Below are 19,639 nucleotides of genomic sequence, written 5' to 3' on the forward strand. Positions count from 1 at the left end.
AAAATGAAATTCAATTTAAAAAATACCATAAAAGCATTTTTCTTTATGGCAGCAGTATTGGCTCAAGTAAAATGTTCTTCTTCGAGTGATCCAGTAGAAAATCCGCCTGTAGATCCTCCAGTGACACCTCCAGTAGTAGTTACAAACGATGTTGATTTTTGGTTAACAAAAGGCAATCAAACTGTTTTATTGGCAAAACAATCGGGAATATTGGGTTTTGGTACAACAACAAATACTTATGCTAATATTGAAGTAAATGCCAATCAAAAATATCAGACCATTGATGGTTTTGGATATACTTTAACAGGAGGAAGTGTGGAGGTTATAAACCAGTTAAACGCAGCTAAAAGAACGGCTCTTTTGCAGGAACTGTTTGGTTCTGGCGCAAATTCAATTGGAGTTAGCTACATAAGAATCAGTATTGGAGCTTCAGATTTAAATGCAACACCGTTTACTTACGACGATCTTGCTGCTGGCGAAACAGATTTAAACCTAGAAAAATTTAGTTTAGAAAAAGACAAAACTCTAATAGCTATGCTAAAAGAAATTTTAGTCATAAATCCAAAGATTTTAATCTTGGCAACACCTTGGTCTGCACCGATTTGGATGAAAGACGTAGCTAGTTTTAAAGGAGGAGAACTGAAAACAGAGTATTATGATGTATACGCTAAATATTTTGTAAAATATATTCAGCAGATGAAAGCAGAAGGAATTACAATCGATGCTGTAACTCCTCAAAACGAACCTTTGCATGACGGAAACAATCCAAGTATATATATGTCTGCCTCAGATCAGGGAGCTTTTATTAAAAACAGCTTGGGCCCAGCATTTAAAGCAGCAAATCTAAACGTAAAAATTATTGCTTACGACCACAACTGCGATAATCCAAATTATCCAAAAACAATTTTGGCAGATGCAGATGCATTTCCATTTGTAGACGGATCGGCTTTCCATTTATACGCAGGAGATATTAGTGCCTTAACTAACGTTTTTAATTCTTATCCGACTAAGAACGTATATTTTACAGAACAATGGACTTCTTCTGATGGGAAATTTGATGGCGATTTAAAATGGCATCTTCGAAATGTAATTATCGGATCGATGAGAAATTACAGTAAAAATGCATTAGAGTGGAATCTAGCCAATAATTCAAGTTTTGGTCCTCATACAGATGGCGGATGTAATATGTGTAAAGGTGCTATAACTATAACTTCGGGAGATAGTTTTGAGCGTAATGTAGGGTATTACATTATTGCACATGCTTCAAAATTTGTTCCAATGGGATCTACAAGAATACAAAGTAACTCAGGAGGAAACTTACAGAATGTTGCTTTCATTACGCCTTCGGGTTCTAAAGTATTAATTGTCGAAAATGATGGTTCGGAAACAGAAACTTTCAATATTAAATTCAATGGAAAATGGGTTACAACTTCTCTTGAAGGAGGATCTGTTGGGACTTATACTTGGAAATAATCTGATAAACTATTTTATATGAAAAAAATACTTTTAACATCGTTGCTTTTTGTTTCGATTGCCTCTTTGGCACAAGGCTTTTTGCATAGAGACGGACAAAAAATAGTAGATGGAAATGGTAAAAATGTTCTTTTAAGAGGTTTGGGGCTTGGCGGATGGATGGTGCAGGAGGGTTATATGTTACAGACCCAACCATTTGCTAGTCCGCAATATCAAATTAGACAAAAAATACAGGAAGTTATCGGCGAAGAAGGAACAAAAGAATTCTATGCGGCCTACAAAGCAAACGGAATTACGAAACGAGATGTTGACTCTTTAGCAAAATGGGGATTCAACTCTATTCGTCTTCCTATGCATTACAATTTGTATACTCCGCCAATCGAGCAGGAGAAAAATGGAGAAATCACTTGGATTGAAGAAGGTTTCACCATGACAGATAATTTACTGAAATGGTGTGCCGAAAATAAAATTTACTTGATTTTAGATTTGCACGCAGCTCCTGGCGGACAAGGAAATGATGCTGCGATTTCAGATTTTGACACCACAAAACCTGGACTTTGGCAAAGTGAGGCCAATCAGAAAAAAATGATTGCTTTATGGAAAAAACTGGCTTCTCGATACAGAGATAATCCTTGGATTGGAGCGTATGATATTATCAACGAACCAAACTGGAATTTTACCGGATCAAACAAAAATGGTTGCGACGAAAATTCAAACGGACCTTTAAGAGATTTAATGGTTGCTGTTACAAAAGCCATTCGCGAAGTAGATACAAATCATTTAATTTTTATTGAAGGAAACTGCTGGGGGAATAATTATAACGGAATTTTTCCTCTTTGGGATGATAATCTAGCTTTAAGCTTTCACAAATATTGGAACTATAATGACAAAGCTTCGATCGAAACGATGTTAGGTTACAGAGAGAAATACAATGTACCAATTTGGATGGGAGAAAGTGGAGAAAACTCTAATGTTTGGTTCAAAGATGTTTTGACTTTAGTTGAAAGTAACAATATTGGGTGGGCTTTCTGGCCAATGAAAAAAATAGACAACATTGCAGGAGTAGCCTCTGTTACTAAAATTCCAGAGTATGATGTTCTTTTGAAATATTGGAGAGACGGCGGTCAAAAACCAACTCCAGAATTCGCTAAAAAAACATTGATGAAAATAGCGGACAATTATAAAATGGAAAACGTAACCGTTAAACCAGATGTTGTAGATGCCATGTTTAGACAAGTGCAAACAGACGATACAAAACCATATAAAAAGAATACAGTTCCAGGAAAAATTGCCGCAACGCACTACGATTTAGGAACCAATGGAAAAGCTTACTTCGACAATGATTTTGTAAATTATAGATCAGTAACCGGAAAAGATGAAAGATGGAATCTTGGCAACAGCATGAGAAATGACGGAGTTGATATTTTGCCTTGTAAAGATAAAGATTCAAACGGTTATCAAGTTTCATTTATCGAAGATGGAGAATGGATTCAATATACCGTTGATGCAAAACAGGGAAATTATAATGTTGCTATTCGTTATTCAAGCGAAAAAGCTGAAGGGAAATTATATGTAGAAATTGATGGAATAAAATCTAAAGAAAGCACACTTTCTGCAACTGCTGGGGACAATAAATGGAAGACTGTCATTTTATCTGATATAGCATTAAAATCGGGTTCAAACAAAGTAAAAGTTGTATTTGAAAAAGGAGGTTTTAATCTGAATTATTTTGACTTTGCTATTAATAAAACGAAGAAGTAGAAAAGAATAATAGTTGCTTTAATATTAAATAAATCATTTAAATAATAAAAAGATGAAAATGATTACGGACGAGTATACAATTAACATAACTTTTAAATAGATTTTTCTCTTTAAAGCCTCGTAAACACTAGCTTTACAAGATTAAAATTTTTTAACATGAAAAAGATAAACAAACTTGTTTTTGCAGTAATACTGCTTTTAACCGTGAACTCATTTTATGGTCAGAATTTAAAAATTATGACATATAATATCCGTTTGGACGTTGCTTCAGATGGAGAAAATGCTTGGCCAAACCGAAAGGATTATTTTACATCTCAAATTGGTTTTTACAGTCCAGATATTTTCGGAGTTCAGGAAGCAACGCCAAATCAAGTTTTAGATATTGCATCGGCTTTACCAAATTATAACAAATTCGGAGTAGGAAGAGAAGAAGGAGGTTTAGGAGAAGCTTGTACGATTTATTACAAAAAAGACCGTTTTAAAGTTGAGCAATCAAATACTTTCTGGTTATCTGAAACCCCAAACGTAGTTTCAAGAGGTTGGGATGCAGCCTGCAACAGAGTTTGTACATACGGACTCTTTAAAGATTTAAAAACTAAAAAGTCATTTTGGGTTTTCAATTTGCATTTAGATCATATGGGAGAAGAAGCAAGGGTTAAAGGCGTACAGCTTGCTCTTTCTAAAATAAAAGAATTGAATACAAAAAATTATCCTGCTTTTCTAATGGGTGATTTCAATTCTGAACCCAATACAACGCAAATTGGAGAAATCAAGAAAGTGATGGATGATACTAAAGACGTTTCAATAGAAAAACCTTTTGGACCTTCAGGAACTTTCAACGATTTTAAACACAATGAACCCGTAACATTATTGTTAGACTATATTTTTATTTCAAAAAAGAGTGGTCTAAAAATTCAAAAACACGCAGTGTTAAGTGATTCTAAAGATTTAAAATATCCCTCAGATCATTTGCCTGTCTTAATAGAAATAGATTAACATGAAAAACATCAACAAAAAACTTCAAATTCTAGTTTTACTGCCATTAATTGCAATGCAGTTCAACTGTGGATCTTCAACAAATGCTGTAAAAAATACTGGAAAAGTTTCTTCTTGGATTACCACTACAGACGAAACCTCAAAACTTAAAAAACAAACTGATTTAGCTTTTGCGTCAGAAACAAATTCAAATCAGACTATTGAAGTAAATCCAGCTGAAAAATTTCAAACCGTAGAAGGTTTCGGATTTTCATTAACAGGAGGAAGTGCTCAAGCCATTAAAAAATTGGATAAACCAAAAAGAGAAGCTTTACTTCAGGAATTATTCTCAAGAAAAGACAATGCAATTGGTTTAAGTTATTTAAGAATAAGTATTGGAGCATCTGATTTGAATGAGAAAGTTTTTTCGTATGATGATATGCCAGAAGGACAAACCGATTTGAAACTGGAACATTTTAATCTTGGACCAGATTTAGACGATGTAATTCCTGTTTTAAAAGAAATTTTAGCTATAAATCCTAAAATTAAAATAATGGGTTCTCCGTGGTCTCCACCAGTTTGGATGAAAGACAACGGAAGCTCAAAAGGCGGAAGTTTACAGCCAAAATACTATCAAGTTTATGCAGAATATTTTGTGAAATATATTCAAGCAATGAAATCTCACGGAATTGTTATTGACGCTATAACGCCTCAAAACGAGCCTTTGCACCCAGGAAACAATCCAAGTTTATTGATGTTGGCAGAGCAGCAAGCAGATTTTATTGGAAATAATTTAGGGCCTGCTTTCGCGAAAGCTGGAATCAAAACCAAAATTGTTGTTTACGATCACAACTGTAATAAACCAGAATATCCTTTGACAATTTTAAGAGATCCAAAAGCAAATACGTTTGTAGCAGGATCAGCTTTTCACTTGTACGAAGGAGATATTAGTGCTTTGACTACTGTTCATAATGAATTTCCAAATAAAGACTTGTATTTTACAGAACAATATACAGGAACAGGAACCAATTTTGAAACTGATTTAAAATGGAGCGTGAAAAATGTGGTTATTGGTTCTATGAGAAACTGGAGTAAAAATGCACTGTCTTGGGGATTAGCAAATGATGAATTCTACAAACCTTTTACGCCAGGAGGATGTTCAACCTGTAAAGGAGCTTTGATGATTGATCAAAATCAAAACATCAAAAGAGAAGTGGGATATTATATTATCGGACACGCTTCTAAATTTGTTCCAGAAGGTTCGGTAAGAATTGGTAGTAATATTGCAGGCAACTTATATAATGTAGCTTTCAAAACTCCATCAGGTCAAACTGTTTTAATTGTAGAAAATGATGGAGCTTCGGCAGAAACATTTAATATTAAATACAATCAAAAACAAACCACAACCACACTAAATGCTGGAGCAGTAGCTACTTACGTTTGGTAAAAACTTAAATTATGAAAAGAATAACCACAGTTACGCTGTTTATGCTTTCGCTTATTGCGTCGGCACAGCAGCAGTCAATAGATCAGAAAGTCAATGATCTGTTGAAGAAAATGACAATTGAAGAAAAAGTAGGCCAGCTGAATCAATACACTGGCGATAATCAGGCAACTGGACCAATTACCATTAACCCGAACAAACAAGCCGAAATCAAACAAGGTTTAGTTGGTTCGATGTTAAATATTATAGGAACAAAATATACCAGACAATATCAAGAATTGGCAATGCAGTCAAGACTTAAAATTCCGTTGTTGTTTGGACAAGATGTTATTCACGGCTACAAAACAACTTTTCCTCTTCCTTTAGCGGAAGCGGCAAGTTGGGATTTAGCAGCGATCGAATTAGGAGCAAGAGTTGCAGCAACAGAAGCTGCGGCAAGCGGAATTCATTGGACATTTGCTCCAATGGTAGACATCAGTCGTGATCCTCGTTGGGGACGTGTAATGGAAGGTGCAGGAGAAGATACTTATTTAGGTTCTAAAATTGCTTATGCGAGAGTAAAAGGTTTTCAAGGAAATAAATTGGGAGATTTAAACTCGGTTATGGCTTGCGTAAAACACTTTGCAGCTTATGGAGCAGGAGTTGGTGGAAGAGATTACAACTCTGTTGACATGAGCGAAAGAATGCTTTGGGAAACGTATTTGCCTCCTTTTAAAGCAGCTTTAGATGCTGGTGCAGCAACATTCATGAATTCGTTCAATGATATTAACGGAATTCCGGCAACAGGAAATGCACATTTGCAAAGAGATATCTTAAAAGGAAAATGGAACTTTCAAGGTTTCGTAGTTTCAGATTGGGGATCAATTGGCGAAATGGTAGCTCATGGGTACTCTAAAGATCTCAAAGAAGCAGCTTATTCTGCAATTACTGCAGGAAGCGATATGGATATGGAAAGCAATGCTTACCGTTATAATTTAGCTCAATTAGTAAAAGAGGGAAGAGTTTCTGTTGATTTAGTTGATGATGCTGTAAGACGCATTCTTCGTAAGAAATTCGAATTAGGACTATTTGACGATCCTTATAAATATTCTGATGCAAAACGCGAAGAAAAAGCATTAAACAATTTAGAGCACAGAAAAGCGGCTCGAGAAATGGCAGAGAAAAGTATCGTTTTATTGAAAAATGAAAACCAAACTTTACCAATTTCTAAAAGTGTAAAAACAATTGCTTTTATTGGACCAATGGTAAAAGAGTACAAAGCCAATATGGGATTTTGGGCTGTTGAACTTCCAGAAGTAAAATACGATCAATGGGTAGTTTCGCAATGGGACGGTTTACAAAATAAAGTAGGCAAAAACACTAAATTATTATACGCAAAAGGATGTGATGTTACTGGCGACAATAAAGACGGTTTTGCAGAAGCAGTTGAAACAGCCAAACAAGCTGACGTTGTAATTTTAAGCATTGGTGAAAGACACGATATGAGCGGTGAGGCAAAAAGCCGAAGCGATATTCATTTGCCAGGAGTTCAAGAAGATTTAGTAAAAGCGGTTATGGCAACAGGAAAACCAGTTGTAGTTTTAATAAATGCTGGAAGACCTTTAGTTTTTAATTACACTGCAGATAACGTTCCAGCAATTCTATACACTTGGTGGTTAGGCACTGAAGCAGGAAATGCAATTGCAAATGTATTGTTTGGAGATTATAATCCGTCTGGAAAATTACCTATGACTTTTCCGAGAGAAGTAGGACAAGTGCCAATTTATTACAATCATTTCAGTACAGGAAGACCTGCTAAAGACGAAAATTCAACAAACTATGTTTCGGCTTATATCGACTTGAAGAACTCTCCGAAATTTCCTTTTGGATATGGTTTAAGTTATACAACTTTTGACTATTCTGGTTTGAAACTCTCTTCTACTAAAATAAAAAGCAACGAAACTATTAAAGTTTCTTTCCAATTGAAAAATACCGGAAAAGTAGCTGGAGAAGAAGTAGCTCAGTTGTACTTGAAAGATAAATTTGGTTCTGTTGTAAGACCAGTATTAGAATTAAGAGATTTCCAGAAAGTGAAATTAAATGCTGGAGAAACTAAAACAATCGAATTTACAATAGACAAAGAGAAACTTTCTTTCTACAATAATAAATTAGAATGGGTTGCTGAACCAGGAGATTTTGAAGTAATGATCGGAACTTCATCGGCAGATATTAAATTGAGATCTGATTTTGAATTAGCAGATTAAGTTTTAACAAAAAACGGGGTCCTAAAAGGCCCCGTTTTTTATATGTCAAATTTTATTTAAGACGTTTCTTGAAACTGTATTTCAGCATATTCAATAAACCTTCTTCGATAATGTCAATTCCAATTCCGAAATTACTATCTGCAACTTCGTGATGTGCATTTCTAAAATCTTCAAAATCCTCACTCGGAATTTCTAAGTTGATTAATGGTTTATAATCGATATTTATAGAAGCACCATTTTTAGTTACTTTTTTACGGCTTGTAAAATCGAAGTAAGGATTTGTGATAGTACTTTCTTGAATCGTATATTTCTCCTGAGTATCTATTTTTTGATCTGTCGTGAGATTAATTTCGTATTTCTCATTATCAAAATTATGCCAAAAAAAAAGATCAGTATGCATAAAATCACGAGCTCCATTTTTAACCACATTGCGATCAAAATACATTAGGAAACGATTTTTCTCTGCATCTGTAAAATACGGATTTTCGATTGATGCATTATACTGAATCGTAAATTCATTCTGTTTTTTGTCATCACTTACAATTTCGATTGCTGCACCTTTAAAAATCGTTCTAATATCAGTTCCGTTTCTATCATTTGAATAATTTAAAGTATAGAACAAGAAATTGTTCCAGCTGTCAATAATTTCTCTTTTGTTGGTATTTTTGAAATATTTACGCATATAATTGGCACGGTTTCCTTTGTAAGTCGTAACTAATTTTAGTGTTCCCGTATTGTTTTGAGCATTAAAATCTGCTTTTTCATTTATACCATAATAAGGAAATCTGTAAGGCTCTTTAATTTGTAATTCAAGATTTGGTTTCACTTCCAAATAATGCATAAAATAGATGTAACCACGATTTTCAATTAATCCAAATTCATCTCTCGAAGTAGCATCAACAAAATAAACTCCGCCTTTGTAATTGATTTTTACGATAACGTGATTAAAAGTCAATAGTGACGGAAGGTAATATTTAATGTAATGATCTGAATTGAAGTTAACCAAAACCACAGAAGATTCAACATTGATATAATCTAAAACTACTTTCAACAAAACTGATTTTGCTTTGCAGTCTCCTTGTTTATTTTCATAAGTTACTGATGGTTCTTGCGGTTTGTGACCATTCATTTCATCAGCATTATAAATATAGTAAACGTGATTTTGAACATAATCAATAGCAAACTGTAATTTCTCGTCTTGATCTGCAATTGCATCTAGTTTTTCTACCAGTTTTGGGGCAAATTCAGTCAAAGAGGCTTTGCTGTATATTTCTTCGTAAAGAGGAGAAATGTAATTTGATAAATCAATCCAGTTGCGATCTGTTGCAAAATCAATAAAAGGAGCAATTTCTCTATTTGAATCAAAAGAGTTAATGTAATTTTCTTTTTCGATTACATATCGTTCTCCTTTTTCTAAGAAATTAATTTCTGGTTGCAATACATTTCCTTCTTCATCTCTATAAAATGTCTTTTTGTATGCAATCTTTTCTTTTCTATCATTAATAAAAGAAAACTTGTATTTGCCGTAAGCCCAGTAAGTGCTAGGTGTTATATAGACATATTTAAGAAATTCTTTTCGCATAAAATCACGATCTGTAAAAACCTTTGTACGCGAATCTTCTGTAATTAAAACGTCGTAAAGACGTAAATCTTTAATTGTAATATTTACCTTTTTGTTGCTGCTTAAAATACCACCTTCACTCTGATTTTCGCTATCTAGAACTTTAATTTTAGTATCAGCAATTTTATCAATCAAAACACCATCTCTCAACACGCTAATTCTGTGTATCAAATAAGTTTCGTTTTCTTCAACAACAACATCTCTTACCGAAGCACTTTCAAGGTTTGAAGGTTCGTTAAGTGTGTAGGCAACGCAAGCATATTCGCTATTTTCAGTATCGCTTGTGTAGTAAACTTTATCCAAGAAGTAGCAGAAATCGCGACCTTCTTCAACCTGTTTGTTGGAAAAATCCGATTCCTGTATGTAGTCAATAAGTTGATCATCATTAATTGTAGGCGCCCAGTTTTCTGGTTTTTGAATTTTGTAACTTTCTGGTTCAATGATATTTTCCATGATTCTTTCTATAGGGGTATATTCTTACTTTTAAAACAGCTAAAATAACTAATAAATGACCATTTTCTTTCATATTGATGTAAAATTTATAATAAAAAACCCCACAGAAGTGGGGCCAGCATTATAAATTATATAGATGTGTAGGTATTTATTTCAAAACAATATTTATAAAATCCATTGCGCCAATTCCTTTATAAGAGGCGTACAAAGCTTTCTCGTAAGCTTCTCTTTTTGCTTTTTTATCTTTTGCGTCGGTTTCAACAATCATTTCATTGAAAATTCTCTCTTGTTCTTCGCTATATTTTAGAGATTCTTCCAGAAGATATGTTTTTGAAACAAATCCGAATGAAGACCAAATTCTGGTTCTGATTTTTTTATTGATGTGTTTTAAAGGATTGTTAATCATAAGTTCTGTATTTAAATTTCTACGCTCACTTGAAGAAAAATGGGAACAGCTTGCATTATTTTTCTTTGTATTTGATTCTATTTTTAACAATTAAAACTGTTAATGTGTTATTATGACGCAATGTACTTATTTTTTTTAAATTTGATTTTAAATTTTCGTTAAAATTGTAGTTTCAACACTTTTGTTTTAGTGAAAATCGGTCCTTTGTTTTTAGAAGACATTTCAGTTTTATAAAAATGAAGTAAATTGCAGAGTTATTAGAAGAAAGAATTTATACCAATCTGATGCTAAAGGACATTATAGATAATAACGAAAATTACCAGCCAGGGCTGTCTATAGACTGTGTCATTTTTGGCTTTCATGATAATCAGTTAAAAGTTTTATTGATTAAAGTGGAACGTGCCAATAAATGGTCTTTGCCTGGTGGTTTTATTCCTGTAGATCAAGATATTGATACGGCTGCAATCACGGTATTGAATAGCAGAACTGGGGTTGATGGTGTTTTTTTAAGGCAATTTGCAACCTTTGGAAAAGTAGATCGTAATAAACAGCACTTTGATAAAAAGACGTTGGAATATCTTAAAATTGAAGAAGCAAAAGGAAAATGGCTCCTGCGTCGTTTTGTCACGATTGGATATTATGCCTTGGTAGATTTCTCTAAAATTCTTCCAAATCCGGCCGGTAGGCATGAAGTTGTAGAATGGATTGACCACAAAGAAGTTCCTGAACTTATTTTAGATCATCGTGAAATTCTGGATAAAGCTCTAGATACTTTAAGAATCGAATTGAACTTAATGCCAATTGGTTACAATTTATTGCCTGAGAAATTTACAATTCCAGAATTGCAAAAATTGTATGAAACGATTTTGGATAAAAAGCTAGACCGAAGAAACTTTTTGCGTAAAATTACCAATATTGGAATTCTGACCAAATTGGATGAAAAGAAAAGCAACGTAGCGCACAAAGCTCCAAACTTATATTCTTTTGATAAAGAAAAATACGATGAAGTGCTGAAAAATGGATTGAACCAAGGTTGGTAAAAAGTAAGTTTTAATCTTTAAAAATTGTGATTATGGTTTCAATTGAAGAAGTTAGAAAATTAGCAATGTCATTTCCAGATGCAACCGAAGGACCTCATTTTACAAAAACTTCCTTTCGAATCAAAAAGAAAATCTTTGCCACTTTAGACGAAAAAAGAAATCAGGTAGAAATAAAATTAAACGAAATAGATCAGTCTTTTTTTTGTGCGTCAAGCGAAAAAATTTTTCATGAAGTTCCAAATAAATGGGGCAAATAAGGTTGGACAATTGTCGAACTCTCAAAGGTAAGACCCGAAATGTTTGAAGATGCGCTGATACTTTCGTATGAAAATGTTGCCACAAAAAAGAAGTGAAATTTTATCTCACAATAGTTCTAAAAGTCAAATTTACTCTTGGTTTTTGAGTGCTTTTTGTAGGAGGCAATCGATGCAACCAATGCGTTTGCGTTTCATCTTTCATAACCAATAAACTTCCGTGTTCCAGAATTAGAGAAACAGTTTCTTTAGATTCTTTATGTTTAAATGCAAATTTACGCTCAGCACCAAAACTTACAGAACCAATCGCTCCATTTTTCTTTAAATCTTTCTCAGCATCGCTATGCCACGCCATTCCCTCTTCGCCAGTATGGTATAAATTTAGCAAACAAGAATTAAAAATTTCACCTGTTTTCTCTTCAATGATTTTCTTTAATTCTAAAAGTTCAGGAGTCCAAGGCAACGCTTTTTTGGTGGTATTCGAATACGTATACTCAAATTCCTGATCGCCATACCAAGCTACTTTTCGTTTGGTTAAGATTAATTTCCCGAAGATTATTGCCTCGTCATTTTTCCATTCGATTGTGTTTAGTAAAGTATCACGATAGAAATCGGCTTCTGTTTTAGAGAATAATTTCCCATAATAATTTACCGTTCCATCTTTCGGAAGCAGATTGGTTGTTTCGTCTATTTGAGGATTAAATAAGTCCATTTTTCCATTTTTGATATTCTGATTTCATGCAATGTCCGCAAGGTCTGAAACCATTTTCTCTCGCTTCATTTTCAGATAAAAAGAAAACCCGATTTTCTCTTTTCATTCTTTTCCCCGAAGAACATTTCAGTGTTCCGTAGATTTTTAATTTCTGGTTGCCACCGAAACAAATTTCGCCTTTTTTAATTTTATTTAGAAGGTCCAAATCGGTTATTTTACTATGTTTTACCATTTGTTTTTATAGATATTTTATTCTGTAGAGACGCAGTGCAGTGCGTCTACGCAAAGATTGGTTTTTAATCTGCCACAGATTAGAGGAATTATTATGATTAAAAATCTGTTTAATTCTTTGATATCTGCGAGGAAAATGCCTTTGTGGATTGCGTTGTGTAGATGCATTGCAATGAGTCTTTCGAGTGGATAAATTTCTCGCAAAGTCGCGAAAACGCAAAGTTTTTTGATACAGTTTCTATACAGTTTGTCATTTCGACGAAGGAGAAATCTTCGCAAGTAACTCCGTAACGAAAACCCAATCTTTGTCGAGCTTCTCGAGAAGATTTCTCCTTCGTCGAAATGACATAAAATGAGAAAAAAACTTTGCGTCACTGTACCTTTGAACCTTAATTTAACGCATCATGAAAAATAATACCTAACGTATATCTTTCACCAGAATGCACTTCGCTTACACCATGTTTCATGTTTACACGATAGTAGCCTTTCGTGCCTTTTACAGGTCTAAAATTGGTTGTAAAAACTAAAAGATCTCCTTTTTTGGGTTTCAAAACAATCGCTTTAGATTGTGCTCGTGGAGTTTGCTGTGTCAAAACAAATTCGCCACCAGTAAAATCTTCATCGGGTTCGTTTAGGAAAAGCACAATTTGAATAGGAAAATAAACATCACCATACAAATCCTGATGTAAAGTATTAAAACCGCTTTTTCCATATTTTAGAATTAGAACTGTAGCTTTGAGCTGGTTATTGTCATGACATTGTTTTAGCAAATCTTCATGTTTCTCTGGAAATACCGTGTCAATATTTAAAACTTTCATCCAAGCATTTGCGATTGGCGCTAGTTTCGGATAGATTGCAGATCGAATGTTCTGAATTAAATCTGGAAGCGGATAATTGAAATATTTATATTCGCCTAAACCAAATCGATAACGTTCCATAACAACTGTTTTTCGATATAAATTTGGATTGTCGTAGTCGAATTTTAAATCTTCGCATTGTTCATTATTCAACACATTTGAAATAATAGCAAAGCCATTTTCGTGCATAGATTCGGTAATGCTTTCCCAGTTTTGAGAAGCAATTTTTGATTGTATATTTTGCATAAAGAAGTTTTAGATTGAGATTTGTTTCCGCCACAAATTCACGAATTGTATTCGCATAGATCTAAAAAAAATCGTGAATTCGTGGCAAAAAAACTATGGATTTATTTGTGCACCTTCCCAGCCAATAATTGCTGTTTTTCGGGTGTTTCCCCACATGTAACCGCCAAATGTTCCCGAAGATTGAATAACGCGGTGACAAGGAATTAAAAAAGCAACAGGATTACTTCCAATTGCTGTTCCAACCGCGCGAGAAGCATTTGGTTTTTGAATTTGATGTGCAATAGAACCGTAAGTAGAAAGCTGTCCCATTGGGATTTTTAGCAAAGCTTCCCAAACTTTCAATTGAAAATCGGTTCCTTTTAAATGCAATTTAATTTCTGATAATTTACTCCAGTCGTTTTGAAAAATGAATAAGGCATTTTGTTGAGATAAATCCAGTTTTTTCGAAAATTGGGCATTCGGGAATTTATCTTTTAAAGCGATAAATCCAGTTATTTCATCTTCGGCGAAAGCCATAAAACAAACGCCTTTTGAAGTAGAGGCAACAACAATATTTCCAAACGGACTTTCGGCAAAACTGTAGTTGATTTCAAGATTTTTTCCTCCGTTTTTATATTCGGCAGGTGTCATACCTTCAATATTTACAAATAAATCATGTAGACGACTTGTTCCTGAAAGTCCTGTTTCAAAAGCTGTTTCAGAAATGGTTGCCTGATTTTCTTTGAGTAGTTTTTTTGCGTGTTCGATGCTCGTATATTGTAAAAACTTCTTCGGACTCGTTCCTGCCCATTCGCTAAAAAGACGTTGAAAATGAAATGGACTTAAATGTACTTTTTCTGCAACTTCATCCAGATTGGGCTGATCCTTAAAATTAGCTTTGATATAATCTATAGCTTCAGCGATACGATTATAATTGATGGTTTCTTGTGTGTTCATCTTCATTCAATTTTATAATACAAATATCGTTTGGTTTTTAAAGGTATAAAATCCGAAACTTGCTGAAATTGCTTTTGTTTCAAGTTTCAAATCTAAAATCTACAACAATTAAAAAAGCACTTTTTCCATTTTATAATTTATGATTTCTACTCCTTTTAAAATGTTTTTTTGTTCTGCTTTTACAATATAACCTTTCTTCTCAAAAAACGGTTTTGCAGTTATGCTTACATCAGAAGTTATAAATTTTGAATGATTTTTTTTAGCTTCGAATTCTAATTTGTTTATAATTTTATCTGCAATTCCTTGGCGTTGAAAGTCTTTATGAATAAACAATAGATCAATATAGTTTTCGTTTTTTAGAGTTCCAAACCCAACAATTTTATTGTCAATAATTGCCAATTCGATAAATTGTGTGTTAATTACATCGAGCCAGCGTTCTTTGTTTTTTGCACCAGAAACCCAAACCTTAATTTGCTCTGAATTATAATCGCTTTTGCAGACAGATTGAATGGTTTCTGCAAATAATTTTTGCATTTCTTCTAGATCAGAAAGTAGAGCTTTTCTAAAAAACATTTTTTGAAATTTAAATTAATGTGCCGTTGTTTTAGAAAAAACATTGATCACAATAACACCAATTACAATTAATGCAAGACCTATAATTGCTGGCAAATCTGGAATTTCTTTAAAGAAAATAGCGCCAATAATCGTAATTAAAACAATGCCGACTCCAGACCAAATAGCGTAAGCAAAGCCAACAGGAATGGTTCTAATGGCAAAACTCAAACAATAAAATGCACCGCAATAGCCAATTATGGTAATAATACTTGGAAGCATTTTGGTAAATTCTTCGGATTTTTTTAATGCTGACGTAGCAATGATTTCGAAGATTATAGCGAGAAATAAAAATAGAAAATTCTTCATAGTTCACTTTTTTACAAAGGTAAATTTTAAAGCTGAAAATTATTTAAGATTATCTGTTCTAGAAGAAACACTTATTAGCTTGTATCCGTTTTCTGTTCTTAAAAATTCAAAATGATCTTGCCCGCGATCGGTTTTGTTTTTTGGATTGATAACAATATCCATTGTTGGATAAATCCAATCTTTAGATTCGTTACAATTGTTGAAATAAATGTCGTATTCGTCCGATTCAAAAATAAACTGATTTAATCCGCCAGAAGAAATAAAATAATCTGTTTTTGGATTTTTAAGTTCCTGAAGTTTTAGTTTTAAATAAGTATAATTCTGATTGATAAATTTTGTTTTTTGGACATGCATCCAGCCGTCTGTTTCTTTCCAATAGGTGATTTTATCGAAAGAATGTTTCTCTAAATTGGCTTTAGATAAATCTTTAAGTAAGGTGTTTTCTAGCCAATGTTTAAACTCTTTTTCAAAATTTATAAAAGAATAGTATTGTCCATCAACTCCAAGAAAGCTTTCTCTTATTGGATCTTTGTTAGGTTCTTTTGATTTTTCTGCAGAATAGAAATTTAAATTATCATTATAAGCAAAATCTTCAATAAGAATTTTGTTGTTTATATCGATTAAAAACTCTTTTCCACCTTTCCAGAAAAAGTGTTCTCCATCTTGTTGCTTTTCGGCATCTTTTAAAGCACTAATCATTCCGTTTCTTACTTTGGTCAAATTACTGTATTGAGCTGAAATTACAATTTTTCCTTCGCTGTTAAAGACTCCCATTTTATCTGTTTTGCGGTCTTTAAATCTAATATATCCTTCATTTTCACAATCGGGTCCATTGTCAAAAACATACAAGCTGTCTACTCCAACAATTTTTCCCTGTTTGGTTAAATAATAGCTGTTCCATTTGCCGTTTACTTCTTCAGAAACGGCCATTATGTTTTCAAATTTTTGTGCGATTGTAAATCCAGTAAATTTTGGTTCTATTTTGACTACTCCGTTTTTGTCTTTAAATCCAGTAAGCGTGCTGTCTTTATTTGAGAATGCAGTCCAAATGTCATTACTTTGGGCGAATACTGAACAAGTAAAAAGGGCGAATATAAAAAGAGCAATAATCTTTTTCATGTGAAATGAATTTATCTAAGATGAACTTCTGCTTCCTTGTTTTTTGATTCTTCAAAACAATCGGAGCAAAGCATTTTGAAATCGGCGAGAGATTGAAAAGTTTCTGTCCATTCTTCACCATTATCCAAAAGATATTGCTCGCAGGAACCACACCAAGCAATTAGTGGAAGATCTTCCTCAGCTTCTGAATAGAAAAATCCGACTTGATTTTTGGAATCTATTGCAGTTGCGATATGAATGCAGGTAAAAGACATCTCTTTTGAACCGTGAATGTCACAGGAAATTTTTTCGATCATTTTTTGAATTTAAAAGGCTTTAAGTTCAAATTTAAAGTTATAAACTAATAAAACCTGTAAATGTCTTGTTAAATTAATTGGTTCTTAGTCTACGTGAGCGTGAGGGATAGGAGCTGGCTACCGAAGTAGCGCGGATAGCCCGACATAATTTAAGAAAAGGCCTAATATGCTTTGCGCACATTAGGCCTTTTCTTAAATTATGGCACGCCCAGATTATTTTAAATTTCTGAATTGAGATTTTAGATTTAATTGTTTCTCTCACGGATTGAGTGATAGTCCTACGCTAAAAAATAATCTTACTTTGTCTATATTATTAATCCATGAAGTGTCAAAATGAATCGGGCCTAAAATGGACTGATAGGAAATTGCTGCGCCTCCTGATATTACTAAACTGGTATCGATGTTGTCATCCCAATTTCCTTTTGGATTAAAGGCATGCTTTATATAATCGTTGAAGGTTTCAAAACCAACAGAAGCGATATTGAAATGAGGAGTAAGATAAATTTTTCCGATTAAGTTTATTTGAGATCCAAGTTTGAGCCCCATATATTGCGTTACATTCAGTTCATCTTCATGAAGCCCTGCAAATGAGAAGCGATTACTGCCAGAACTTGGAATAATGCCTCCTATGAAATATTTTGCTGCATAGCCAAGTCCTGAAAATGGAAGATCGTCATTTTTTTCTTTATCCTGAAAAATAAAATAGGAATCAAAACCTACAATTCCCGTAATTTTCTTTTTTATGGGCAATCTCTTTTCATAAGTTAAACCCAATTTAGTGTAGCCATTTGTTGAGCCAGAAATACGCTTAAAGTCTGGATCGTAAAGTGAGGCATCAAGATCGGTAAGAAGTGATCGCGCTATGTTTGATTTTATAATAGTTCCGTCGGTGGCAAAGAAAACTTTATCCATGTCATTATAAGAATAATGCAAGTTGAACTCGATATTGTTAAAGCTGTAGTTGTTGATACTTAAATAATTGGGGTTGTATTCACGGTCATATTTTGGTTTTAGATTTGTGTAACTATAGTTTAGTCCAAAACCGACATAACTTTTTAGAGAATTTAAATTTCTGTTTATCTCATTGTTGATTTCAAGAGTGTTATAAAGTATATTATCTGAAGCTTTACCATTGATATAAATTTCTTGGCGAAGTAAAGCTCCATAGGCCTCAGACATCCACCACCATTCTCGGTGTTGTCCAAAATTTTTCTGATAATTGATTCTTGCTTTTGGCTGTTCGGCAATATCTACTGTTAAAAGAAGACGAGATGCATCGGCAAGAACATTTCTTCCTGTGTAGTTAAAAATTATTCCGACACCTCTGTAAGTGTCATAATGCACTGATGTGTTTAGCTGGTTTTTGGCACGTTCAAATCCGAATAATGTAATTCCTAGTTTATCTTCGTCTTTAATGAAATAGCTATACGTAATCTCATCAAAAAGATTGGTTCCCATTGCTCTGTTAATGCCTGCTATTAAATCTTTGGTGGTATATTTTACATGAGTTTTAAGATTTGCTCTTCCAACAACGAGAGGCATATTTTCGGAGCTTATTTTTTTATAAACGATTGTGTCCAATACAAACTCATTTGGCATATCGGGCAATTTGTGGGTTCGCTGCTCAAATCCTTTTAGCTTTTCAGACAGAGCAATTAAAGCTGGAAGATTTTGATTTGTGGCAATTTTACCGTCTTTGTAGATTTCGTTGCTATCGGCAAAATCTGCAGTAGAGAAACGCAAGTTGGGCAAATGATCGACCAATATGTTGCATAAATCGCGGTTTGCAGGATTTTTAATGTTGCTCGGAAACATACTGGTCTGCATTAATATGGTCATAAGATTGTTGAGCTTATCAACAGGTTCCATTCCGCCTCCGACATCACTTCCAATAATAATATCGGCGCCCATTTGTTTGGCTACATCAGTCGGGAAATTATTTAATACTCCACCGTCTACCAAAACTGTTTTTCCGTAAGGCATTGGTTTGAAGATGGCAGGCAGCGACATACTGGCGCGCATGGCGTAGGATAAACTTCCTTTACTTAAAATAACTTCTTTTCCTTCGACCAAGTCTGTAGCCATAGCTCTGAAAGGAATCGGGAGACTGTCAAAATCTTTGACATTGTATACAGGAAAAGTTAATTCAGAAAGGTATTCTCTTAGATTTTGATCATTTAACAGAGAACCAATGCTGTTAAGTTTTCCGTCTTTAACACCTATTCCGACTAAATAGCGTTGAAATTCTCTTTTTTCTTCGGCACTTACAGCTCGTAATGACTGACCTCCGCCTAAGAGTTTATCCCAATAAATATCTTTGGTGATTTTTTCTATGCTATCACCCGAATATCCCATTGCATATAAACCACCTATGATACTTCCCATACTATTTCCAACAATAAGATCTGGAACGATGTGGAGTGAATCTAATTTTTGCAAAAGAGGAATATGTGCAATTCCTTTTGCGCCGCCACCGCTTAGTACTAACACAACTTTAGGCTTTTTTTCCTGAGAAAAAATAATTTGTGGGAGACTTAGTAAAAATAAGAAGACGAGTAAATAAGATGTTTTTTTCAATTTTTTACTATTTAAGTATTTGATAAATAGATTCTTATTCTAGTTATTAAAAGTAAGCAGATATTTATAAAAGT

The 19,639-nt window shown here is 33.7% G+C and carries 18 protein-coding genes; 7 read left to right on the forward strand and 11 right to left on the reverse strand.

What is annotated here, in order from left to right; translation table 11 throughout:
* Positions 1–3 precede the first annotated feature (3 nt).
* The 5 genes from AC1Q5Z_RS12385 (at position 4) to bglX (ending at position 7,896) form a co-directional block, all read left to right on the forward strand.
* Positions 4–1,473, forward strand: coding sequence for a glycoside hydrolase family 30 protein (locus tag AC1Q5Z_RS12385; RefSeq protein ID WP_492445064.1), 1,470 nt, complete (start codon positions 4–6; stop codon positions 1,471–1,473).
* A gap of 18 nt (positions 1,474–1,491) precedes the next feature.
* Complete coding sequence (locus AC1Q5Z_RS12390) at positions 1,492–3,234, forward strand: cellulase family glycosylhydrolase (protein WP_492445066.1); 1,743 nt, start codon at positions 1,492–1,494, stop codon at positions 3,232–3,234.
* Positions 3,235–3,390: 156 nt separating this feature from the next.
* Positions 3,391–4,230, forward strand: coding sequence for an endonuclease/exonuclease/phosphatase family protein (locus AC1Q5Z_RS12395; protein WP_343588748.1), 840 nt, complete (start codon positions 3,391–3,393; stop codon positions 4,228–4,230).
* Between the two features lies 1 nt (position 4,231).
* A complete protein-coding gene (locus tag AC1Q5Z_RS12400) occupies positions 4,232–5,656 on the forward strand; it encodes a glycoside hydrolase family 30 protein (protein WP_343588747.1) in 1,425 nt (474 codons plus the stop codon).
* Between the two features lie 11 nt (positions 5,657–5,667).
* Complete coding sequence (gene bglX / locus AC1Q5Z_RS12405; protein WP_198854569.1) at positions 5,668–7,896, forward strand: beta-glucosidase BglX; 2,229 nt, start codon at positions 5,668–5,670, stop codon at positions 7,894–7,896.
* 52 nt (positions 7,897–7,948) lie between these two features.
* On the opposite strand, the gene AC1Q5Z_RS12410 is transcribed toward bglX, so the two are convergent.
* Together AC1Q5Z_RS12410 and AC1Q5Z_RS12415 are read right to left on the reverse strand one after the other, a co-directional pair.
* The gene (locus AC1Q5Z_RS12410) at positions 7,949–9,970 is read right to left on the reverse strand and encodes a hypothetical protein (protein ID WP_492445069.1); all 2,022 of its coding nucleotides are present in this window, start codon (positions 9,968–9,970) and stop codon (positions 7,949–7,951) included.
* A gap of 148 nt (positions 9,971–10,118) precedes the next feature.
* Positions 10,119–10,376 (reverse strand): hypothetical protein, encoded by a 258-nt coding sequence (locus tag AC1Q5Z_RS12415; RefSeq protein ID WP_343588745.1) that lies wholly within the window; start codon positions 10,374–10,376, stop codon positions 10,119–10,121.
* A gap of 284 nt (positions 10,377–10,660) precedes the next feature.
* On the opposite strand from AC1Q5Z_RS12415, the gene AC1Q5Z_RS12420 reads away from it, so the two are divergent.
* Positions 10,661–11,416, forward strand: a complete 756-nt coding sequence (locus AC1Q5Z_RS12420; protein ID WP_198854566.1) for an NUDIX hydrolase — start codon at positions 10,661–10,663, stop codon at positions 11,414–11,416.
* 32 nt (positions 11,417–11,448) lie between these two features.
* Positions 11,449–11,673: an MmcQ/YjbR family DNA-binding protein gene (locus AC1Q5Z_RS12425; protein WP_492445072.1), complete on the forward strand. Its 225-nt coding sequence runs from the start codon at positions 11,449–11,451 to the stop codon at positions 11,671–11,673.
* A gap of 100 nt (positions 11,674–11,773) precedes the next feature.
* Here the strand turns inward: AC1Q5Z_RS12425 and AC1Q5Z_RS12430 are convergent, their stop codons facing one another.
* The 9 genes from AC1Q5Z_RS12430 to AC1Q5Z_RS12470 all read right to left on the reverse strand — a co-directional run bounded on the left by AC1Q5Z_RS12430 (position 11,774) and on the right by AC1Q5Z_RS12470 (position 19,478).
* A complete protein-coding gene (locus AC1Q5Z_RS12430) occupies positions 11,774–12,382 on the reverse strand; it encodes an alpha-ketoglutarate-dependent dioxygenase AlkB family protein (RefSeq protein ID WP_343588744.1) in 609 nt (202 codons plus the stop codon).
* On the reverse strand, positions 12,369–12,614 hold the full coding sequence (locus tag AC1Q5Z_RS12435) for an Ada metal-binding domain-containing protein (protein WP_198854563.1): 246 nt from the start codon (positions 12,612–12,614) through the stop codon (positions 12,369–12,371). Before AC1Q5Z_RS12435 ends, AC1Q5Z_RS12430 begins: the two co-directional genes overlap by 14 nt.
* Positions 12,615–13,002: 388 nt before the next feature.
* The gene (locus tag AC1Q5Z_RS12440; RefSeq protein ID WP_492445073.1) at positions 13,003–13,716 is read right to left on the reverse strand and encodes a 2OG-Fe(II) oxygenase; all 714 of its coding nucleotides are present in this window, start codon (positions 13,714–13,716) and stop codon (positions 13,003–13,005) included.
* A 93-nt stretch (positions 13,717–13,809) separates the two neighbouring features.
* Positions 13,810–14,652, reverse strand: a complete 843-nt coding sequence (locus AC1Q5Z_RS12445) for a bifunctional helix-turn-helix domain-containing protein/methylated-DNA--[protein]-cysteine S-methyltransferase (protein ID WP_343588742.1) — start codon at positions 14,650–14,652, stop codon at positions 13,810–13,812.
* 108 nt (positions 14,653–14,760) lie between these two features.
* The gene (locus tag AC1Q5Z_RS12450; RefSeq protein ID WP_343588741.1) at positions 14,761–15,225 is read right to left on the reverse strand and encodes a GNAT family N-acetyltransferase; all 465 of its coding nucleotides are present in this window, start codon (positions 15,223–15,225) and stop codon (positions 14,761–14,763) included.
* A gap of 15 nt (positions 15,226–15,240) precedes the next feature.
* Positions 15,241–15,573 (reverse strand): DMT family transporter, encoded by a 333-nt coding sequence (locus AC1Q5Z_RS12455; RefSeq protein WP_278019607.1) that lies wholly within the window; start codon positions 15,571–15,573, stop codon positions 15,241–15,243.
* 39 nt (positions 15,574–15,612) lie between these two features.
* Complete coding sequence (locus tag AC1Q5Z_RS12460) at positions 15,613–16,692, reverse strand: hypothetical protein (protein WP_343588740.1); 1,080 nt, start codon at positions 16,690–16,692, stop codon at positions 15,613–15,615.
* A gap of 11 nt (positions 16,693–16,703) precedes the next feature.
* A complete protein-coding gene (locus AC1Q5Z_RS12465; RefSeq protein ID WP_343588739.1) occupies positions 16,704–16,988 on the reverse strand; it encodes a hypothetical protein in 285 nt (94 codons plus the stop codon).
* Between the two features lie 258 nt (positions 16,989–17,246).
* On the reverse strand, positions 17,247–19,478 hold the full coding sequence (locus AC1Q5Z_RS12470) for a patatin-like phospholipase family protein (RefSeq protein WP_492445075.1): 2,232 nt from the start codon (positions 19,476–19,478) through the stop codon (positions 17,247–17,249).
* Positions 19,479–19,639: the final 161 nt, after the last annotated feature.

It is taken from the genome of Flavobacterium sp. GW823-FHT06G12 (genome assembly GCF_058794775.1).